At 35.8% G+C, this 22,479-nt stretch carries 14 protein-coding genes; 12 read left to right on the top strand and 2 right to left on the bottom strand.

From position 1 onward, the window contains the following. Window positions 1–13 precede the first annotated feature (13 nt). From MUB18_RS01240 to MUB18_RS01265, 6 genes are all read left to right on the top strand, one after another. Window positions 14–2,377 (top strand): ABC transporter permease, encoded by a 2,364-nt coding sequence (locus MUB18_RS01240; protein ID WP_248754757.1) that lies wholly within the window; start codon window positions 14–16, stop codon window positions 2,375–2,377. Window positions 2,378–2,541: 164 nt separating this feature from the next. Next, window positions 2,542–3,267 (top strand): ABC transporter permease, encoded by a 726-nt coding sequence (locus tag MUB18_RS01245; RefSeq protein ID WP_248754758.1) that lies wholly within the window; start codon window positions 2,542–2,544, stop codon window positions 3,265–3,267. Then, window positions 3,218–4,903 (top strand): FtsX-like permease family protein, encoded by a 1,686-nt coding sequence (locus MUB18_RS01250; RefSeq protein WP_248754759.1) that lies wholly within the window; start codon window positions 3,218–3,220, stop codon window positions 4,901–4,903. Before MUB18_RS01245 ends, MUB18_RS01250 begins: the two co-directional genes overlap by 50 nt. Window positions 4,904–4,975: 72 nt before the next feature. Beyond that, window positions 4,976–7,366 (top strand): ABC transporter permease, encoded by a 2,391-nt coding sequence (locus MUB18_RS01255; protein ID WP_248754760.1) that lies wholly within the window; start codon window positions 4,976–4,978, stop codon window positions 7,364–7,366. 39 nt (window positions 7,367–7,405) lie between these two features. Beyond that, window positions 7,406–9,784, top strand: a complete 2,379-nt coding sequence (locus tag MUB18_RS01260) for an ABC transporter permease (RefSeq protein ID WP_248754761.1) — start codon at window positions 7,406–7,408, stop codon at window positions 9,782–9,784. A 120-nt stretch (window positions 9,785–9,904) separates the two neighbouring features. Then, window positions 9,905–12,307, top strand: coding sequence for an ABC transporter permease (locus tag MUB18_RS01265; protein WP_248754762.1), 2,403 nt, complete (start codon window positions 9,905–9,907; stop codon window positions 12,305–12,307). 144 nt (window positions 12,308–12,451) lie between these two features. Here MUB18_RS01265 and MUB18_RS01270 read toward each other — a convergent pair whose 3' ends face one another. Continuing rightward, complete coding sequence (locus tag MUB18_RS01270; protein WP_248754763.1) at window positions 12,452–13,120, bottom strand: hypothetical protein; 669 nt, start codon at window positions 13,118–13,120, stop codon at window positions 12,452–12,454. Window positions 13,121–13,249: 129 nt separating this feature from the next. Between MUB18_RS01270 and MUB18_RS01275 the strand changes: the two genes are divergently transcribed. The 5 genes from MUB18_RS01275 (at window position 13,250) to MUB18_RS01295 (ending at window position 20,511) form a co-directional block, all read left to right on the top strand. Beyond that, a complete protein-coding gene (locus MUB18_RS01275; RefSeq protein ID WP_248754764.1) occupies window positions 13,250–13,471 on the top strand; it encodes a helix-turn-helix domain-containing protein in 222 nt (73 codons plus the stop codon). Window positions 13,472–13,719: 248 nt separating this feature from the next. After that, window positions 13,720–16,164, top strand: a complete 2,445-nt coding sequence (locus MUB18_RS01280; protein WP_248754765.1) for an ABC transporter permease — start codon at window positions 13,720–13,722, stop codon at window positions 16,162–16,164. 230 nt (window positions 16,165–16,394) lie between these two features. Next, the gene (locus MUB18_RS01285; RefSeq protein ID WP_248754766.1) at window positions 16,395–18,791 is read left to right on the top strand and encodes an FtsX-like permease family protein; all 2,397 of its coding nucleotides are present in this window, start codon (window positions 16,395–16,397) and stop codon (window positions 18,789–18,791) included. A gap of 133 nt (window positions 18,792–18,924) precedes the next feature. Further along, window positions 18,925–19,584, top strand: a complete 660-nt coding sequence (locus tag MUB18_RS01290) for an ABC transporter ATP-binding protein (RefSeq protein ID WP_045755116.1) — start codon at window positions 18,925–18,927, stop codon at window positions 19,582–19,584. 78 nt (window positions 19,585–19,662) lie between these two features. Next, window positions 19,663–20,511: a transglutaminase-like domain-containing protein gene (locus tag MUB18_RS01295; protein WP_248754767.1), complete on the top strand. Its 849-nt coding sequence runs from the start codon at window positions 19,663–19,665 to the stop codon at window positions 20,509–20,511. 4 nt (window positions 20,512–20,515) lie between these two features. On the opposite strand, the gene MUB18_RS01300 is transcribed toward MUB18_RS01295, so the two are convergent. After that, on the bottom strand, window positions 20,516–21,646 hold the full coding sequence (locus MUB18_RS01300; RefSeq protein WP_248754768.1) for a hypothetical protein: 1,131 nt from the start codon (window positions 21,644–21,646) through the stop codon (window positions 20,516–20,518). A 155-nt stretch (window positions 21,647–21,801) separates the two neighbouring features. On the opposite strand from MUB18_RS01300, the gene MUB18_RS01305 reads away from it, so the two are divergent. After that, entirely contained in the window at window positions 21,802–22,452 is a 651-nt protein-coding gene (locus MUB18_RS01305; RefSeq protein ID WP_045755113.1) for an epoxyqueuosine reductase QueH, read from the top strand. The last annotated feature ends 27 nt before the right edge of the window (window positions 22,453–22,479 follow it).

Genomic DNA, 22,479 nt, shown 5'->3' on the forward strand with positions numbered 1-22,479 from the left:
TTGATTAAGAATTATGATAAAGCTATTTTTTAAAACTTCTCTAGGCCATATAAAACGTAATCCATGGAACGCAACGATCAATATCATCGGTCTTGCTCTCGGTTTTACCGTTGCTTTAATCAGTACCCTCTGGATATTGAAACAGTTTTCTTTTGATAAAAACTTTCAAAACTACGATACCATTTATCAAGTCATGGTCACAGGTACTTTCAATGACGAAATGTCTACCGATCCATCGACCTCAATTCCATTGGCAAAATGGATCGAATCTGATTTTAAAGATGAAATGGAACAAGTCACTTTATCAACAGGATTGGAAAGTACCATTTTCAAAGCAGGGGATAAAAAACTAAGTGCCAGTGGCTGCTATGCTTTAGGTAAATTTTCGGAGATCTTTAGTTTTCAAACTATTGAGGGTGAGGTCTCCACTCCTACTGACGCTAATACATTCATCATATCGCAATCATTAGCTTCTCGCTTATTTGGAAGCCAAAGTGCGATTGGAAAAATCGTTCAGCTCAATGGAAAGGATCAATATCTCGTTAAAGGGGTATATGCAGATCTTCCTCAGAATAGTACTTTTTACCAATTGGACTATATTTTACCGATTGCAGATTATTTAGCAAAAAACGAAGGGATTGCTGATGGATGGAACAATTGCTACTTTAATACTTATGTGCAGGTTACCAATAGTAAGCTGATTCCTACTATTGAATCAAAATTGACTGCGGTTTTCAAAACAAAACTCACCGATATCAATCCTGAAATACTATTGCATCCTATGGAGAAATGGCATTTGTACGAGTCTTTTAAAAATGGTAAAAATAATGGTGGACAGATTCAATACGTTTGGATGATTGCATTAATCAGCTGTTTGATCCTTTCATTGGCGTGTATCAATTTTATCAACCTGAGCACTGCCAGAAGTCTAAAAAGAGGTAAAGAAGTCGGAGTACTCAAATCATTTGGCGTCAATCGAAAACAATTAATTCAAGGCTTTCTAGTAGAATCCGTTTGGTCTGTTGGTATTTCGTTTGTATTTTCAATGCTATTCACACTCCTCCTATTACCATGGATTAATAAACTTACACATGCACAGCTCGAACTTCCATTAAGTTCGTCTTTATTTTATGCTATTTCGTTTGCGGCAATCTTTGTAATCGGATTATTAGCAGGCATCTACCCTTCTATATTTTTATCCTCCTTCAACCCGACTCTTGCTCTTAAAGGAAAACTACAACTTAGCAAAGGTAGATTTCAACCACGTAAAGTCATGGTGGTAATTCAATTTGCGATCTCCATTTTTATGATGATTGCCACTTATTTGGTTATACAGCAATTGTACCATGTCAAAGAACGCCCGATCGGCTATAATAACCAAAACCTAATCAATGTGATCAGCAGCAGTCCAGAAATCAGGAAAAATTTTGAAGTTCTCAAAAGAGACTTACAAAATAAAGGACTTATTGAAGATGCAACCCTTTCTTCGAGTTTTGTGAATAGACTTGGACTATCTGGTGGTGGGTTTACATGGGAAGGTAATGATCCTATTGAGGGCTCTATATTGGGAATATGCACAGTTGATGAAAGCTTTGGCAATACGGTAGGCTGGAATTTCTTAAAAGGGCGAAACTTTTCTAAAGATTTCAAAACAGATTCGTCTGGGGTTATTATTAATGAAGCCGCTGCAAAATTTATGGGTTTGACATCGTTGAATAGCAAAACATTAAGTAAACGCGGAAAGACTTATGAGATATTGGGTGTTATTGAAAACACCATTTCGGAATCTCCGTTTAAGTCGATCACGCCTACAGCGTATTTCTTGGATTTTCTTCCGAAAAACAAAATTACCATTGGCTTGAAAGATTATGAGCATCAAAGTCAAACACTTAAAGCTATTGGAGAAAAATTCATGGCAACGGATCCGAACCTTATATTTGAATATACTTTTACAGATCAAGCGTATGCCAAAGAATTTACTCAGATGGAAATGATTCGAAGTCTAACCAGTCTATTTACGTGTCTTGCAATCTTGATCTCATGCCTTGGGCTCTATGCTCTTGTTTCCTTTCTGACCGAACAGCGTGAAAAAGAAATCGGAATTCGCAAAGTATTGGGTGCTTCAGAAATTGGTCTGTGGAGACTCTTATCTACCGAATATATCTGGCTTACATTAATTGGTTTTCTCATAGCTGCACCATTAGCATACTTATTTATGGAGAAGTGGTTGGAAAATTATGTTTATCGTATCTCTATAAACTGGTCTATTTTTATCGTTACTGGGAGCATCGCTTTATTGATAACGCTAGTAACCGTAAGTTTTCAAGCAATCAAAGCTGCTTTGTCCAATCCTATAGATACACTAAGGAATGAATAAGAATATGATTCACATGTACGCTTACGAACGCTAAGTGTTCGAAAGCGTACACTTACAGAAGACCAATACATAGATTAAGGTGCTGAAAAACAGCATTTTAAAACAATGGCTTAGGTATTGAACTTTAAAAACAAAAATAAGACAACAGCCTAAAGTACAATACCATGATACGGAACAATTTCAAAATCGCTTGGAGAAATCTACTGAAAAGTAAGGGATATGCAACCATTAACATTATCGGATTAGCTATTGGAATGGCGGCTGTTTTGATGATTGCTATTTGGGTACAGAATCAATCACAATTTGACAATTTCTATAGTAACAAAGACAACTTATATCGTGTTTGGAATAAATATGAAGATGTAGGTCAAATCGGCATGAGTAATATCACTTCAGGCCCGGCATCTGTTACTTTAAAAGCTGAATACCCTGAGGTAGAGCATGCGGCACGTGTGTATTGGAATGTGGATAGATTATTATCTTTTGATGAGAATAAAATTAAGTCTAAAGGCACGGAGGTTGATCCTTCTTTTATGGAGATGTTTGATTTTAAACTTTTAAAGGGTAATCGCAGTCAAGTTCTCTCTGGTCCACAAAACATCATCTTAACAGAAAGCCTCTCCAAGAAAATATTTGGCGATACGGATCCTTTAAATAAAACCCTTATACTGGACAATAAGGAACCTTATCAAGTATCTGGAATTATTGCCGATTTGCCAAGCAATACCGATTTTGATTTTAACTATTTGATTCCCCTAACTAAGGCGGATAATTACTCTCCAAACTGGAATACAAGTACATTCATGACCTACATCCAACTTAAAGATGGTACAGATGTGGATGCCTTTAATAAAAAAACTAAAAAATATCATTGCAAAAAAGACAAATAACGAGTTAAAAGGTTCCCTATTTTTATATCCGCTATCTAAAATGCACTTGTATTCAAAATTTGAACAGGGTGTACCAGTTGGTGGTAAAATTGATCAAGTTAAATTGGTGGCTGGTTTGGGATTTTTGATTCTATTGATCGCTTGCATCAATTTCGTTAATCTCAGCACTGCTCGTAGCCAAAAACGAGCCAAAGAAGTAGCGGTACGAAAAGTGGTGGGTGCGCAACGCAGTAGTTTAATTGCCCAATTTTTGACGGAATCGGTATTGCTTTCATTCATTGCGGGAATTCTGTCGATCGGATTAACTTTCTTGGCACTTCCTTTTTTTAATAAAATCCTAGATAAACCGTTAGTTTTCTCCATTACAGATCCAATAATCTGGGTCTCATTAGTAGGATTTATCCTGTTAACTGGAGTGTTTGCAGGCTTATACCCTGCATTTGTACTATCCTCATTTAAGCCTATAAGATCTCTCAAAGTATTTGGAAAATCTAAAAAACTGGCTTTAAATTTTCGGGAAGTATTAGTCGTATTCCAATTTGGAATTGCGCTTATCTTAATTATTGCAACCTTGATTGTCCGTAGCCAAATTGAATACGCTGGAAAACGTGATATCGGCTATTCTCCTTCGCAACTGATCGAAATTCCTATGGAAGGTGATATGACAAAAAATTATAAAGTCATTAAATCTGAATTGATCAATAAAAATATTGCGCATGCTGTAACCCGTACGGGGTGGTCGATAACCCGAAATGCGTCAAACTCAAGTGGTAATTTTTCATGGGAAGGGGCAACTCCTGAACAAGGAAAGAAAATCGTATTCAATATTGGTAAGGCAGAAAGTGATTTTGTTAAAACTCTTGGCTTAAAGGTACTGGAAGGTCGTGACATCGACTTTGAACGGTTGGCTTCCGATAGTCTATCGGTGCTGGTGAACGAGGCTGCTATCAAAGAAATGAAATTGAAAAATCCTATTGGTAGCATCCTGAAATGGGGAAGCAACACATTTACGATAGTAGGGGTCATTAATGATTACATTAATGATTCTCCCTACAGTCCTGTTACCCCTCTTCTCATTTACCCTGCTAAAGAGTGGATGTTAAATATGGTCGTTCGTACTAACCCATCTTTGCCAATAGACCATAACTTGAAACAAATGGAGGAGATACTCAAAAAATTTAATCCAGAGTATCCCTTTGAATATAAATTTGTTGATCAGCAATTTGCGACCAAGTTTAAAGAACAGCAGCAAACTGCTCAGTTGGCACTTATTTTCTCTGGATTGGCCATTTTTATATCTTGTCTAGGCTTACTTGGACTAGCGTCGTATATTGCTGAATTAAGAACAAAAGAGATCGGTATTCGTAAAGTATTGGGTGCTTCTGTAACAGGTATAACAGCTATGCTGTCGCGAGATTTTGTAAAACTGGTACTTATAGCGATTCTGCTTGCTTCACCTATTGCTTGGTGGACCATGAATAAATGGTTAGAAGATTTTTCTTACCGCATCGAAATTCAGTGGTGGATCTTTGCAGTCGCTGGTATTGCGGCATTAACGATTGCGATATTAACGGTCAGTACACAAGCGATTAGAGCTGCGAATACAAATCCTGTAAAAACATTGAGAGATGAGTAATCTAATCGAAAATTTATCAACAAATCTGCATGGGCTAGTTTACAAAATACAAGAATTTAAAAGCATAAAATAATGATCAAGAATCATATCAAAATAGCATGGCGTAATATTCGGAAGAATAAGGGCTTTTCATTACTCAATATGTCTGGGTTAACAATGGGAATAACCTGCTTTCTTCTATTAGCTACTTATATCTATCACGAATCCAGTTATGAACGCTTTTTCTCTCATGCTGATCGGCTTGCTTATTTTAGTTTATCTTACAAATCTCCAAATAGTTCTGAATTGGTCTCATCGGGCACAACGCCCACTGGATTACAACAGGTCCTACAATCAGAGTTTCCTGAGGTAGAGCAAGCGAGCCGCTTATATGCTTACACTCAAGCGGGATTAATTGATATTGATGACCAATCTTTGAAAGAAAATAAGCTTTACTATGCAGACCATAATTTGTTTGAAATATTGGATTACCAATTTATCGAAGGAAGTAAAAAACATGTACTCGAAGGTCCGAATCAAATTGTGCTTACGGAGAGTTTGGCTAAAAAATATTTTCCGAATGAACCTGCCACGAACAAAACTTTGGTCATTGATAAGGTGAATTGGAAAGTGACTGGAGTTATACAGGATCTACCGAGCAATACGCAGTTGCAATTTTCTGCAATCTTATCTAATCAGGGTTTAGCTCGTTACAAAGAATCATCCTGGACTTCTGCTAATGATATCACCATAGCCTTATTGGCCAATGAGATGAGCTTCCAATCAGTTCAACTTAAGCTGGATAATCTGGTCAAGAATAAGTTTAATGATGCTATTAAACAAGGTTATCAATTTGGTTTCCAAATAGAAAAATTAACCGATATTCATCTGCACTCAAAAACATCAGGTACTGGAAATATACTCTATGTCTACATACTAGGAGCCTTAGGTATTGCGCTAATTGTCTTGACCTGCATTAATTTTACAAATTTAATCCTTGCACATGCTATAGAGCGCAAAAAAGAGATCGGCGTAAAGAAAGTGTTGGGAGCCCGCCGTCAAAACATTTTTTTCCAATTTTTATTGGAATGCAGTGTGATGATTTTAATTTCCTTATTGCTGAGTATATTGGCAACTTTTCTTCTTTTGCCGGTTTTTAGTCATTTTATGGGGGTAGATATCAGCATTAATATATGGGACAAACCTGCTGTTTATCTATCCTTATCGACATTCTTTATTGCCTTATCAATACTTGCTGGCGGATGGCCAGCTTACTCAATTTCTAGCTTAAAACCGATTTCAATCTTTAAGAGTAAACTGAGTGAAAAGCGAACTGGAATATCGCTGAGTAAAATACTGATTGCTTTCCAATTTTGTATTTCTATATTTTTTATCATTTGTACTTTATTTGCAAGTAGACAAATGGAATTTATTCAATCTAAAAATACTGGATTGGATCGCTCTGATATATTGGTGATTGATGGACGGGGATGGAAGGACAAAGAACGTCAGTTACTGAAAGACAAGTTGAGTCAGTTAAATAGTGTCAAAGGAATGACTGCTTCCTATGACAATCCTGTAAATATACAAGGCGGTTATAGCATCAGTGATGTGGAGGGGCAACCGACGGATTTTTCTATTAATGTAACGGCTATCCCGATTGAAAAAGACTTTGTATCGTTATTTAATATTAAATCAGTTGCTGGCTCCCCTCTTTCGGATACGGACATATTAAGAGCAAGAGATACCGTATCTCCTGAAAATAGTTTTATTATCAATACGTTAACGGCATCAGCGCTGGGCTGGAGCCCTACAGAGGCTGTCGGTAAGAGAATAAATTTAAATGGTCGTAAAGGTTCTATTAAACAAGTTGTTGAAAGCTTCAATTTCACCTCACTGCATAATGAGATTAGCCCTGTTGTCCTCTTCCCCGAGTATGATTATTTTGGAAATATATTCATCAAGCTTAATGCACAAGTTCCGATGCAGGATGCTATCAATCAAGTAAAAACGATCGTGAAAGAAATTGATCCGAAAAACACCTATGAATATCACTTTCTTAATGATGACTATAATCAACTTTACCTCCAAGATCAACAGACTACCAAAGCGATGCAACTGTTTTCATTTATTACCATTACCATTGCGTGTATGGGCTTATTTGCTCTTTCCACTTATACGGTTCAACAACGGATCAAAGAGATCGGTATCCGTAAAGTATTGGGTGCGTCTGTATTAAAAATAGTTAAGTTATTAAGTTTTGATTTTCTAAAATTAGTCGTATTTGCTTTACTGATCAGTGTTCCTTTTGGTTGGTTGGCGATGTACAAATGGATGGATAATTTTGCATATCATATTGAACTGGATTGGTGGGTATTTGTATTTGCTGGATGTGTCGCGTTAACAATTGCTTTTTTAACGATAAGCTACCAAACTATACGTGCAGCAATTATCAATCCTGTTGAATGCTTACGAGATGAATAAAATAGTCATTTTGAATAGACACCTCTTGATAAAATAACAATGATCAATAACTATATTAAAATCGCTTGGCGTAATTTGCTAAAAAATAAAGCTTTTTCAAGCATCAATATCATTGGATTGGCCATTGGTATGGCAGGGGCTTTACTGATCGCACTTTGGTTACAAAATATGCTGAGTATGGATCGCTTTCATATGAAGGGTGATAGACTGTACGTGATCAGTAATCGGGATATGAATCAGGGACAGGTGTGGGCTTGGGTGAATACACCAAAAATTATGGGGCCTACGTTGAAGAAAGATTTTCCAGATATTGAAAAATTCACGCGTTATGATCAATTTAATAATTTTCTAACGACCTATAACAATAAAAAAATCGTATCTCAAGTCGCATTTGTTGATCCTGGTTTTTTTGATATGTTTAGCTTTCCTATAGTCAAGGGTAATAAAAATAAATTGCTTCAAAATGCAAATTCCGTTGTTTTGACACAAAAGTTTGCTGAGACTTTATTTGGAAACTCTGATCCTGTGGGCAAAACCATCAAAATAGATTCTGTAAACTTAGTGACAGTGGATGCTGTATTACAAGATCTACCCAATAACACCAGTATGCAATTTGACTATTTGCTGTCATGGGAATATGCTAAAAAAATTGGCTATACGGATGAAAACTGGCAGAACAACTCCATCGAAACATATGTTCTGCTACGGGAGACAACACCATTAGAAGCCTTTAACAACAAAATAAGGCTTGTTAGTCAAAATCATATTAATGTGGGCAATAATGAAATCAGGTCGACAAATGAAATCTTTGCATTCCCTTATCAAGATGCCTATTTGTACAACAAAAGTGTTAATGGCGCTTATACTGCTGGTCGCATTCAATTGGTGCATTTATTTACTTGGATTGGCTCATTTATCTTGTTGGTGGCTTGTATCAATTTCATGAACTTGAGTACTGCTCGTTCTGAGCGAAGGGCTAAAGAGGTAGGCGTTCGAAAGGTGGTAGGTGCTGATCGTAAAAGTCTGATTGCACAGTTTATTGTAGAAAGTGTTTTAATCAGTTTTGCCGCCATGATACTAGCAGTAGGCTGTATCATCTTAATTCTTCCGGCATTTAATAATTTAGTTGAGAAAAATCTTCATATTTCCCTACTTTCTGGCAGCAATTGGTTATTTTTAATTATTTTCACGATTATTACAGGTGTTTTGGCAGGTAGCTACCCTGCATTTTTCCTGTCCTCTTTTAAACCGCTAAAAACGTTAAAGGGAAAATTAAACTCTTATAAAAGGGGCTTAAGCGTACGCTCTATTCTGGTTATCTTGCAATTTTCAATTGCTATTATTCTGACAATAGCAACCATTATTATATTCCAACAGATTCAGCATACTAAAGATCGGGATCGGGGTTATGATGACAATGGGTTATTAGTGAGCAGTATTTCTGGAGAACTTGAAAAGAATTATTTAAATCTTCGTAACGAATTGCTGGCTAGCAATGCTGTTGTTTCTGTTTCTAAAAATATGTCGCCAGTGACTGATCGATATAGCAATGGCATGGGGTTTTCCTGGCCTGGAAGTAGCGAAAGCGATAAAAAAGTATCGTTCAATCGTTTCAGTACGGATGCTGATGCGGTTGAAAATTTAGGATTTACACTTTTATCAGGTAGAGATATTGATATTTATAAATATAAAACTGATAGTAATGCAATGTTATTGACAGAAACTGCTGTTAAAAGCATGCGATTACAAAATCCGATTGGTCAGGTTATCCATGGAGATAGAGAGGACTGGACTGTAGTAGGTGTAATCAAAGATTTCATCGTTGATTCACCATATGGTGAAACTTTACCGATGATTATTTTTGGTCCTAAATCTTGGTTTACAAATATCCACTACCGATTGAACCCAAACAATAGTACTGTTAATAATTTAAAAACGGTAGCGGATATCTTCAAAAAATTCAATCCGGATTACCCTTTTGAGTATAAGTTTATTGATAAAAATTTTGAAGCTAAATTTAAAGAGACGCAATCTATTGGTACTCTGTCTATGCTTTTTGCGGTATTGACCATCTTTATTTCTTGCTTGGGTTTATTTGCTTTGATTGCTTATATGGCAGAAACGCGTATGAAAGAAATTGCTGTCAGGAAAGTCTTGGGTGCATCTATTGGACAATTAACATCTTTGCTTTCTGTTGATTTTATTAAATTAGTGCTTATGGCCATCCTTATTGCATCGCCAATAGCATGGTGGGTTATGGATAATTGGTTACAGGATTATAATTATCGCATAGAAATTCAATGGCAGTATTTTGCTGCTGCTGGATTGATGGCTATTTTGATCAGTTTAGCCACCATTAGCTTCCAAACGATTAAAGCTGCTCTTTCAAATCCTGTTGATAGTTTGCGGGATGAGTAAGTGTGTTATGAGAATAAAACGATCCGCGGTAAGAAAAATATGTTCTACGTAAACCCAATCTGATGGACGCGGTTACTATTTTAATGAGATCAACTAATATCGAAGGCAAAAAACAGGATAATGCTAAAAAACAATATAAAAATCGCTTGGCGTAATATTATAAAGCGTAAATACGAAAGTTTAATCAATCTTGTGGGTTTGATTTGTAGTATTACTTTTGTCATACTTGTAGGGGCTTATGTCTGGGAAGTACATCAAGTTAACAGCCAACTACGCCATAAAGAACAGCAGTACCTACTACAAAGTAATTATAAAAAAGAAGGTTTTGGTATACCATTAACAAGTATTGGTGCTTTGCCAAAGGCTTTAAAAGAAGAATATCCTCAATTGGTGGCAAATTACTATCGAATCGATGGATTGACCTGTATTGTTTCCCATGGTCAGCAGATATTCGAAGAAGGTACAGTTGTTGGAGATCCTACCTTATTGGACATGTTCGGCTTCCAATTGTTTGAAGGAAATTCAACAACTGCATTAACAAAACCATTCAGTGTAGTCATCACCGAAAAAGCCGCTAAAAAATATTTTGGAAAACTAAATGTTTTAGGTCAAACGTTGGAAATCAAAAACTTCAATGGCGATAAGCAGCCTTTCACGATCACAGGTGTAATCATAGAAAATACACAGAATTCCGTAATGCACTTAAATGATGCCATGAAATCCGATATCTTTCTACCTATAGCAAGTGAATCTTATTTTGGAAGGTCTATCGACAACTGGCACAATCCTTATATCGTTTCTTTTATCGAGCTTCAAAAAGGAATTACTCCTGATCAATTACATGCTCCTATTCAGGATCTCATAAAGCGGAATATGGATGCGGAATTTTCTTTAAACTATACCCCAGATCTAAAACCTTTAAAAAGCTACTTTTTAGATGACAACAACGGGGCTATTCGTAAAATGATTTCTACCTTACTTTGGATTGCAGGTTTCGTTTTACTAATGGCTGTCATCAATTTCATCAATATCACGATCAGTCAAAACTTCTCACGCCTTAAAGAGATGGGGGTGCGCAAAGTAATGGGTTCATCTCGTACACAGATTATAGCTCAATTACTTACTGAATATGTGATTACGCTAATTATTGCTGTTATATTGAGCCTTCCTTTGTATGTATTGTTAACTCCCGTGTTTGAAGGTATCTTTATGCGTGAACTACCGACATTGACAGCTCTTCCTGCTGCATTTTTTATTTTATTATTTCTATTTGCTTGTATGGTCGGCTTTTTTGCTGGGATCTATCCTGCAATAAAACTATCAAGCAATGGTATATTGGAGTCTATAAAAAATAAATTCACTCAAAATAACAATAAACAGGTTATTCGTCGGGTATTAATCTTTATACAATTTGCTGTGGCTATTATTATCTTAATGGCTACTATTATTATATCCAAACAGATCGATTTATTTTTACATGGCAACTCTGGGTATAATAAGGAATCGGTATTGACGGTACAGGTACCTCGTGATTGGAGTGAAGTAGGATTAAAGAAAATGGAAACTACTCGAAATGAGTTTGAGAGGCTTCCGCAAATCGAATCGCTAAGCCTTTCTTATGAAATCCCTGGATTCATTGGAGGGAATAACAGTACATTAATAAACAATAAAACAGAAAAAGAAGTCAATACGAAAGTGATCATGTCTGATGACCATTTTGCAAAAACGTATCAAATTCCAATATTAGCTGGAACATTTTTATCTAAAAACACAGCTGATCATCAGACTTCTTATATTGTGATCAATAGAAAGGCGATGCTTGCGTTGGGATTTAAACAACCTGACGAAGCTGTCGGACAAACGATTGGATTGGATGATGAACATCAATATGTCACGATTTCGGGTGTAACTGCAGATTTTATTCCCAACTCTATGCTGGAAGAAACCGCTCCTGTTGTATGGATAGATATAAACAAATCATTGCAGTTTCGTTATTTTAGTCTCCGGTTGAAGGCTGGAAATTTGAGTTCTTCTATGTCAGCATTAGAACAAAAATGGAAAGAGTTACTTCCGGATGCTCCGTTTCAATATCAATTTACGGATGAACGTATTCAGAAATTGTACAAGACAGAACTCCAGTTACAGCGTGCCTCACAAGTCGCTTCCATCGCTGCTCTTTTAATTGTATCGTTGGGAATAATTGGTTTGATTACATTGTCCATAAATTTGCGTAATAAAGAAGTAGGTGTACGCAAAGTTCTGGGAGCTTCACTATCACATTTAATTTTACTTTTCTCAAAAGAATTTTACATGATTTTTGTTTTGGCTTTATTAGTGACGATACCTATTAGTTATATACTTATGCATATCTGGTTACAAAATTATAGCAGTCGAATCGAGATTGACTTACTCACGTATTTGCTTCCACTGGGTTTTTTAACTTTATTATTGGGCACATTGATCATAGGTATAATATATCGTGCTACACGATTTAATCCGATTGAAAAATTGAGAGATGAATAAAAAAAACATAAGATGCTAACTAAAGTATACACCGATCAATTATCAGTCGGTGTATAAATATGGTGCTTGTAAGGCTTAAGATTTTGAGATGACTTCGAGCCTAATTTAAAAACAGTGCTCGATTCTCTATCTTTTCGTGAACTGTTATACCTGTAAATAAGCAACGCCAGAAAAATTCTTTTTACTTGAAATCCTTTGTTCCAAATGATATTTTTCCTTATTATCTACATAATTTTGTAAAACAACTTTCAGATTTTTAGGAGCTATAGAGCTATCAATTGCATCTTGACATTTATATAATATTTCATATGCGAGTCTTTCTTGTGTAAAATATCCTTTCTCAAATAGCTTATCCATTAAATTCTTTAATTGTTCTATTTCATTAGCGGTTGAATTGCTAAAGCTATCAATATCATGTCTGGAGTCCATTAACAAAAAAATGGTTTTAAAAGCTTCTTTGTTTTCATCCAGCTGTTTGAGCTCATAAATCACACGATCACTACAAATAGTTTTAAACATCTTATAATTAAACTTTTGATGATCAATATCAACAGAATTAGGATAAACTACGCCAGCATTATAATCTAACACCTGTGTAAACACGAAGAGATCATGGGCATAAATACTCTTTATCTTGAAACTTTCTATTTTTTCAATAAAGTCATCTTCTTTTCCCATTAAAAATGAAACTTCTTCTGTAGATAGATTTTTTGCTGTCCGGAGTAGCATCATGCGGTATAAAATGATGATTTCAATTTCACTACACCGAATTTTGTACTCTTGAATTGTTGGGGGAGATTGCTTCTTTTTCATAATTACAATTTATATAGATATTCTATACAAAAGAAAGGAATAACTAGCAATATTCAAAATATTTGTATATATAATAACAACATTTAATATATTTAGCTATACACATGAATAGAAAAATAAATATACTGTATGACAAAACTTGGAGAAATTCTAGCAAAAAAATCTGTCAATAAATCAATGGTAGCGCGCAAGACAGGATTAAGTAAAGCACGAATCAACGAACTCACCATGAATGATACGGCAAAATTAAGATTAGATGAAATGTATCTCATTGCGCTAGCAATTGATAGTGATCCGAATGAAATGATGCTTAAATTATGTGAAGACCTACGTCTAAAAGATTCAATTTAACCGCATCTATTTGATAGACTATACTTTGTTTTGTATTTAGCCGCTATATGAGCTCTTCCATTAATAGCTGATTAAGACATTTGTACGATATTGAACGTAAACTGTTCGTTATCGTACAAAATTTTGGCCCTTAAAAATCACAAATAACTAACCAACAGCAACATACAGATTTGGCAATGCAATTGTTTTCATGATAATAGACTCCTTCTCATCATGATTTGACAGGATTTATCGAAAATGAAATTGTTATGCTTGTAAATAATCTTAAAATCGCTTGGCGGAATATCACAAAGAATAAATTGTACTCCAGTATCAAAATTGGTGGATTTGCTTTTGGTATTGCTATCTGTTTATTGATTGTTCTCTATATTAAACATGAAACTAGTTACAATAAGTTGTACCCTGCTATGGAGAGGGTTTATCGTCTTGTTGTTCAGGCACCAGAAGGTAATAAAATCAATCGATGGGTATCTCTTTCTGCTCCTGGTGCGGCCACATTAAAAGATGAAATTCCTGCTATAGAAAGTTCGGGACGTATGCTTCCTAATCCTCAATTCGGTGCAGGTAGCAATCAATTGACTATTAATAGTTTGCCTGAAAGTCATTATGATGATGGATTTGTTTATATCGATCAATCCATATTGGACATGTTTCCCTCTCCTATGCAATACGGTCAATTGCAACATGCGTTAGATAAACCGAATACCGTGGTTCTGACAAAAAGTAAGGCAATTAAATATTTTAAAGGAAATCCTATTGGACAACAGATCTATTTGAACAATGACAAATCCAAGAGTTACACCATCACAGGGGTTATCGATGATACCCCTAGCCATTCTACATTATCTGGTTATGGTTTTTTCATGTCACTGGCTGGTGAACCATTTTATCCAGGTGAACAGCAGAAATGGACGAGCAATAATTATACGATCTATATCAAATTGAAGCCTGAAACAAATGTCAGCCTCGCAGAGCAAGAAATTTTCAAAACTTACATCTCCGGACATTATATTCCTGAACTGATCAAAGCTGGAAGAAAAGTTGGTCCTATCGTGAATCAAATTAAAATCAAGCTTCAAAATGCGCTGGATATCCACCTATATTCAGCAGACATCGAAGATGATCGCGTATCAACATTGAATCGTGGTGATATTCGTATGGTATGGACTTTTGCTGCGGTAGCTTTTTTTATTTTGTTGATTGCAGGTATTAATTTTGTCAACTTATCAACTGCTAATGCAACAAATAGAGCAAAGGAAATAGGTATTCGTAAGACTATTGGTTCGAGCAGGAATAGTTTGATCAGTCAATTTATGATCGAAGCATTAAGCTATAGCTTTCTATCTTTACTCTTAGGTGTTCTTTTAGCAAATCTGCTATTACCACTTTTCAATAACATCGCTAATAAATCAATTCAGATGCCATGGTTCAACTGGTATTTCATTCCTTCATTGGTACTTTCTACTGTTATCATCGGTGTTGTAGCCGGTATTTATCCTGCGCTCTACCTTTCTGGTTTTAGACCTATCGCGGCATTAAAAAATAAATTAATCGGTAACGTACGCAAACCCTCGCTGAGAAATGGTTTGGTCATTTTTCAATTTGCGACCTCCATTATTTTAATTATTGGAGCACTCATCAGTAATCAACAAATACAATATATCCTTCAAAAAGATCTGGGGTTTAGCAAAGATCAGGTGATCGTCCTTCGTGGATTGAATGCTGTCGACGATAAATTAAGCCCACTTAAACGTGAACTTTACGCCCTTCCTACTGTCACCCATGTTTCTATTGGCGACTATTTGCCTGTTCCGATCGATGGAGCGAAGAGAAATGGTAATGCCTTTTGGTTGGATGGGAAGCGAGAACAAGACTTGGCAACACAGGGGCAATTCTGGAGAATAGATGAAGAGTATCTTGACACTTATGGAATTAAATTGATTGAAGGGCGTAATTTTAATCCGGAAATGGCTTCGGATAGTATGGGCATCATTGTCAATAAACAAATGATAGCAGAACTGGGCATAAAAAATCCGATTGGCTCAAAAATCACAAATGGGGAGACCTGGACGATTGTAGGTGTGGTCGATGATTTTATTTTTGAATCTTTAAAAGGTGAGGGCATTGCTCCTATCGGTTTGGTGTTGCGCGATAGCCCTTCTCTGTTGTCCATTAAAGTACAGCCTCAAAACATGGACGAAACATTGGCTTCGATCACCAAGGTTTGGAATCAGTTTAGTCCAAACCAAAAGATCAATTATAGTTTTATGGATGAAGGTTTTGAAGCTTTATATCAAGATGTAAAACGGACAAAAAATATGTTCACCTGCTTTGCTGTAGTTGCTATTTTTATCGCTTCACTGGGTTTATTTGGTTTGGTAACCTATATTACTCAACAGCGGACTAAAGAAATAGGTATTAGAAAAGTGCTTGGAGCGAGCCATATGAGCTTGTTAAAATTACTGTCAGAGGATTTCATAAAACTGGTGTTTGTCGCCATTGTCATTGCCATACCAATCGCTTGGTGGGCAATGAACCAATGGCTTGCTGATTTTAATTACAGAATTAATATCAATTGGGTATATTTTATTGTTGCTGGAGGATCTGCCATTTTGATCGCCTTATTGACGATTAGTTTCCAAACAATAAAAGTGATCCGTACTAACCCAGTGGATAGCTTAAGAAATGAATAGTTAAGCGCAACTAATGGATCTTCTGTTGGACGCAGAGATGTCTTCAATTCGTAAAAACACGTTGTCCATAACTGAACGTTTACTGTTCGATATTGAACAGTAATAACAGGTATAGAAACAATAACATACTGATAACTAGACTGTAATTAAAATGGCAAAGCAATTGTATTCTTTTATTTATAGAATAAAGACACAAATTTCATTTTTAATTATAAAAAAATAAGCGAAATATGATCTTAAATGAAATCAAAATTGCATGGCGGAGCCTTTATAAGAACAAGGCTTTTTCCTTGTTAAATATATTTGGATTGATGTTAGGCTTTACTGGTTTTCTCTTATACTATCAATATATTAATAGAGAAACAAGTTATGATAAATGGAATCCGAATTATGATCAAATCTATTTGGTTGGACTAGCGGATAAAGGTGGTTTTTCGGATGAAACAAACGTCATGCTTGCTCCTTTACTAAAAGAAAGTCTACCAGAAATCGTAACCGCTGGTCGAAAAATCAATTATAATTTTGGGACTTATCCACTATTTGGTGAAAATACAGTATTGGTTAAAAATGCTGCAGTGATAGATTCGGCAGCTGCACATATTTTTCAAGTAGAAAATAAGACGGGCAACTTATATAGAAGTAAAATACAAAATGAAGCTACCTTAGTAAAGGAGACTGTTGCACAAAAAATATTCAAAAAAGGTGATCTAAATTTTGATACTCCCAAATCCATTCCTGTTTTAAGTTTACAGCTGGATCAACATGAATTTATTTATGGAATAAGTAAAGATAATGGTCTTTCTTTGATTGATCATGATCTACTTGTTATAAAGGAACCTGAGGATGTGTTTGCTGGCGAAAACCCTTTTTCATACCAAACATATATTCAGGTAAAAGATGGAACAAATATTCCTGAATTGGTTAAAAAAATCGATGCCCTCTACCAAGACAAAATCGCTTCAAAAGTACAACCTCCGACTTTGATTAAAGGTGAAATTTACTTAGATCCTTTATCTCATTTGCATTTAAGACCTAAAACGGGTAGCAATACCCCTTATCTGATGCTCTGGATAATCGGAAGTATATCCATTATCATCCTGATTTTAGCTTCAGCTAATTTTGCCAATATGATCATTGCACAGGCTGATCGAAGAATCAAAGAACTGGCATTAAAAAAGATTTTAGGGAGTTCTCGTTGGGCTATCATTCGTCAATTACTTTTAGAGGTGTTTATACTCACCTTTATCGCGGCTGCCTGTAGCTTTATGATCCTGAATATAACAGGAAATATATTACAAAAATGGTTTAATGACGACTTGAAACAATATATATTAAATCAGGATACGCTATTATATCTGTCCATCGGAATCGTGGGTACAACCTGTTTATCCGGTATTTATCCTGCCTTTGTTCTTTCGGGATTCAAATCTGTTCATTTGCTAAAAGGTAAACTTAATCACACTCAGGGCAAAAGTATGCTCCAAAGCAGTTTGTTGGTCTTTCAAATCAGTGTAGCATTACTTTTTATCAGCGGGATGATTGTCATACATAGTCAAATCAACTATATGCAAACCACGGATAAAGGATTCGAACCTGAGCAAGTCATCAATTTTAAGGGCTTGGGGATGTATTATGATAATAAATTGGATGGTACTTACCAAAACTTAAAGGAAAGGCTGGAGCAAGATCCCAGTATCTTATCAGTAGCTTCGGCTACAAATATACCTGGAGAGGCAGAGCTTCCACTAACAGTACAATTTAAACATAATCACAAGCAACTTGATCTGGAACATATCGGAATTGATAAAAATTATTTTAATACGTTGAATATAGCTATACTAAAAGGAGATATACCTATTTCAATCAAACAACTTCTTCAGGACTCATCGTCACACTATGCTGTGATCAATGAATCTGCAGCAGCATTTTTAAATGTAGATCAACCTATCGGGGCTCAGATAGCAGGCTGTGATGTGAATTTTCAAATCGTCGCGGTAGTAAAAGATACAAAAGCCTACGGCTTTGAGAATAATGTTAAACCGACTGTCTACTCTTATAAAAATGAATGTGGAACAGTCAGACCTCAGGGCACATTAATGGTAAAAGCGGTCAAAGGAAAAGTTGATCAGGCTATTGAGATCGTAAAAAAAGAATGGCAACAAAATCCATCGACAAAGTCACTGCCTCTTGAATATGCTTTTATGGATCAACAATATGCTTTGTTGCACAAAAAGCAAGAAGAAATGCAGACTGCTTTTAATAGCTTCACTTTTTTGGCGGTTATCATTGCCGCTCTTGGTCTTTTTAGTATGGCTGCTTATCAAGTAACCGTACGTAAAAAGGAAATGAGTGTACGCAAAGTTTTAGGTGCTTCTGTTAAGACGATTTTCATACAGCTGAATAAGCCCTTTTTTCAACTTTTTGTTATTGGTGGATTAGTCTCTATTCCTCTGACTTATTTGATCCTTAATAAATGGTTGGAAAATTTCGCTTACCGAATTGAACTGCAATGGTGGTACTTCACGATTGCCCTGGCAATTATTTTCATTATCATTTGTATTTCCATCGGCTACCAAACTCTAAGAGCAGCAAAAGCAAACCCGATAGATAGTCTAAGAAATGAATAGGGTATACATGATGTCAGGTATTGACCTAAATACGGACTGAAATCGCGATAAAACAAGAACTTATTAGTAAGTATATAAAAAATGCTTTTGGCATTGTTAACAATTAGAAATAACCAACAAAAAGATAGATAAAATGATACAGCTAAAGCACTTATTTAAATGGTATAATGTTGGAAGTACTCGTTCATTTGTACTTAAAGATGTGAGTCTAACTATTGAACAGGGAGAATTTATTTCGATCATGGGACCATCAGGTTCTGGAAAATCAACGTTGTTGAACATCATCGGTATGCTGGATGCTCCAGATGAAGGTGAGTACTTTTTTCAGGGTGAAAATGTTCTGGATCTAAAACAGAAGAAAAGAACACAACTTTTTCAATCGCACATGGGATATGTCTTTCAATCTTATCATTTACTCGATGAGATGACCGTATATGAAAATATTGAAACACCATTGATCTATAAAAACAAATCTTCGTCTGAACGTAAATCTATCGTCAGCGATTTATTAGATCGTTTTAACATCGTAGGAAAAAAAGATTTATTTCCTTCACAATTATCTGGTGGACAGCAACAAATTGTAGGTATTGCTAGAGCTTTGGCAGGTTCTCCTTCTCTCCTATTGGCTGATGAACCCACTGGTAATCTAAACTCTAAACAGGGGGAAGAAATCATGGAGTTGTTTCAGCAGCTCAATGCCGAAGGAGTCACCATCATTCAGGTGACACACTCTGAAAAAAATGCCACTTATGGTAAGAGAACCATCCACATGCTGGATGGTCAATTAAAGTAATTTTTTAACCATATACCTAAATATATCCCTGCATATGCATCATTTGGCATATCGCAGGGATTTTTATTAAATTTGTATATGGATGAAAAAGAATTACAGGCTTTGGTACACCTATTGGATGATCCGGATCAACTTATTGCTGAGGAAATCGAAAATAAGCTTTTAAGTTTAGGTCCTGATATCATTCCATCTCTTGAAGAATATTGGGAATCTGCATTTGATCCTTATATCCAGGAGCGTTTAGAAAAAATTATCCACGCGATACAATTTGATCAAACAAAGAGTGAACTTTTAGTTTGGAAAATGAGCAACTCATTTAACCTTCTAGAGGGCTTATTGATTATCAACAGCTACCAGTACCCATCTTATAATAATAATCTCATACGCATTACCATAGAGGAGTTAAAACGAGAGATATGGATGGAACTGCGCTATGAAATGACTCCTTACGAAAAGGTATCCCTGATAAATTATATTTTATTTGAAAAATTTGGTCTTTCAGGAAATACAAATGACTATCATAATCCTCAAAATTCGTTTATTGGAAGGGTGCTGGAATCCAAAAAGGGGAATCCTTTGACACTTTCTTGTATTTATAGCATCATTGCTCAAAAATTAGATATCCCGATTTTCGGCATTAATCTGCCTAAACATTTTATTTTATCTTATTTAGCTGAGAACCAAACTGAGGATCATTTATTGTTTTATATCAATGCCTTTAATAAGGGGCAAGTGATGCAAAAAGCCGATGTGATTTCATTTCTGAAACAGCTTAATCTTCCACTATCAAAAGAATTTATGATGCCTTGTGATAATGTAATGATACTAAAAAGAGTATTACGCAATCTGATCACTGCTTACGAACAAAATGAAAGTGTCAGCAAGAAACAAGAAGTCGAAATACTCTTTAAACTCTTAGCGGAATAGGAGATTAGAAATCTTCTCCAGGTCCTCTTGCATCCAATGATAAGGCAACGGGTGTCAATGTATATTGTTTGATCTTATTTGGTGCTACATTACCTGTATCATTAATTAAGAAACGGGAAACAATTTTCGAATCGGCATCAGCTACGTATAGGTATTTTGCTCCATCGCGATTGTCTATCGCAACATCTAATGGTCTTACTAAACCTGTTGTGCTACCTGTAATAATACGTGTGGGGTCAATTGCACGATCACCTGTGGCCGATAATAAGGAAGAAGCCTTTTCAAACAATAAGATCCGACCAACATTTGGGTGTCCTCCAGTTCCTGCTGTATAACAGGCTACCGCCAATAAATCTTGGCGTGCCGAATAACTAAATCCTCTCACTTCACCCTGATTTGCGATCGTTAAAACCGCTTTTGGTGGAAATTGAGTTGCTGTTAAAACTGAATCTGCTGGAAGATTTTTTCTCAATATATCTCGAAATATGGCTATTCCTCTCTTCTCCCCTGTGACTGACATTAATAAATCGGCATTATCTTCGGTGTTCTTAAAAGCCATCGTCCAAGGAGTAAGTGTTCCTAAGGCTATTTCCTGAGATCTTTTAGCTTTTCCTCTGAAATTTCCAGGCTTTTGAAATAAGTAAATATGTGAAGGATTGGATCCAGCACCAAGATTAGACACGTACAGATTTTCAGAACCCTTATTATAATGATAGGCTAAGCCCGTCACATTTCTCAATAAACCATTTGAAATTAAGCCTTTATAAGCAGGAGCTCCGGTCTTTGCATTTACAGACATGACTTGAATACTTGTATCATTTACCGAGCCAGCACCATTAGCACTGCTTTGAAAAATAAACTTTGCAATTGGACTAAAGGATATTGCAGCTCCGCCTTTTATTCCTGAATTATAGGATAAAGCGGGTTCAAAAGTTAAAGTATCAGCACGATCGATGATATCAATATTATTGTAGGGAGGCCGAGATTCGTCCAATTGAAATTCGGAAAAAGAGATATAAAGTCTAGAAACGGAAATCTTTGCCAATGCTGGTTCATCATCTTCTCGAACACAAGAAGTTAAACATGTTACAATCGCAAAAAAAAGAAGCGTTATATATACTGATAGTGATTTCATTTTTAATCTGATATAGGTACAAATCTACAAATATGCTCGAATATAAAGATAAAAAAAGAGAGATTCAGTGTGTGGCAATAAATTCTATTTCTCAAATATTTGTTAGTTCAGTACTTTTTGAGTAAAATTGCCAAACTTTTATCAGTAAAATAGCAATGGAAGAGAAGGAGTTCATCAGAGAAAAGTTAACATTACCTAATGAGGGCAAGAATTTGCTTTTACACTCATGCTGTGCACCCTGTGCTGGTGAAGTAATGGAGGCTTTAATCAGCTCGGATATCAAATTCACGATCTATTTCTACAATCCCAATATTCATCCTCGTAAAGAATATGATTTGCGGAAAGAGGAAAATATTCGTTTTGCAGAAAAACATCATATTCCTTTTATCGATGCCGACTACGATGTGGACCACTGGTTTGATTTGGCAAAAGGAATGGAAAACGAACCTGAGAAGGGTATTCGTTGTACGATGTGTTTTGATATGCGCTTTGAGAAAACAGCAGAATATGCTGCTGCAAATGGATTTGATGTGATTTCAAGTTCACTTGGAATCTCCCGTTGGAAAAACATGGATCAAATCAACGATTGTGGTGTTCGTGCTGCATCCCGTTACGAGGGTATGGATTATTGGACATTCAACTGGAGAAAGAAAGGTGGTGCCATTCGAATGTTAGAAATTTCTAAAAAAGAACGTTTCTATATGCAAGAATACTGTGGCTGTGCCTACTCGTTACGAGATACCAATCGATGGAGAATGGAGACTGGTAGAGAAAAAATAGAACTAGGTAAAAATTATTATGAATAACTGCTTGCTGAAAGGCATATAAATGAA

Source organism: Sphingobacterium sp. PCS056 (assembly GCF_023273895.1).
GTDB lineage: Bacteria > Bacteroidota > Bacteroidia > Sphingobacteriales > Sphingobacteriaceae > Sphingobacterium.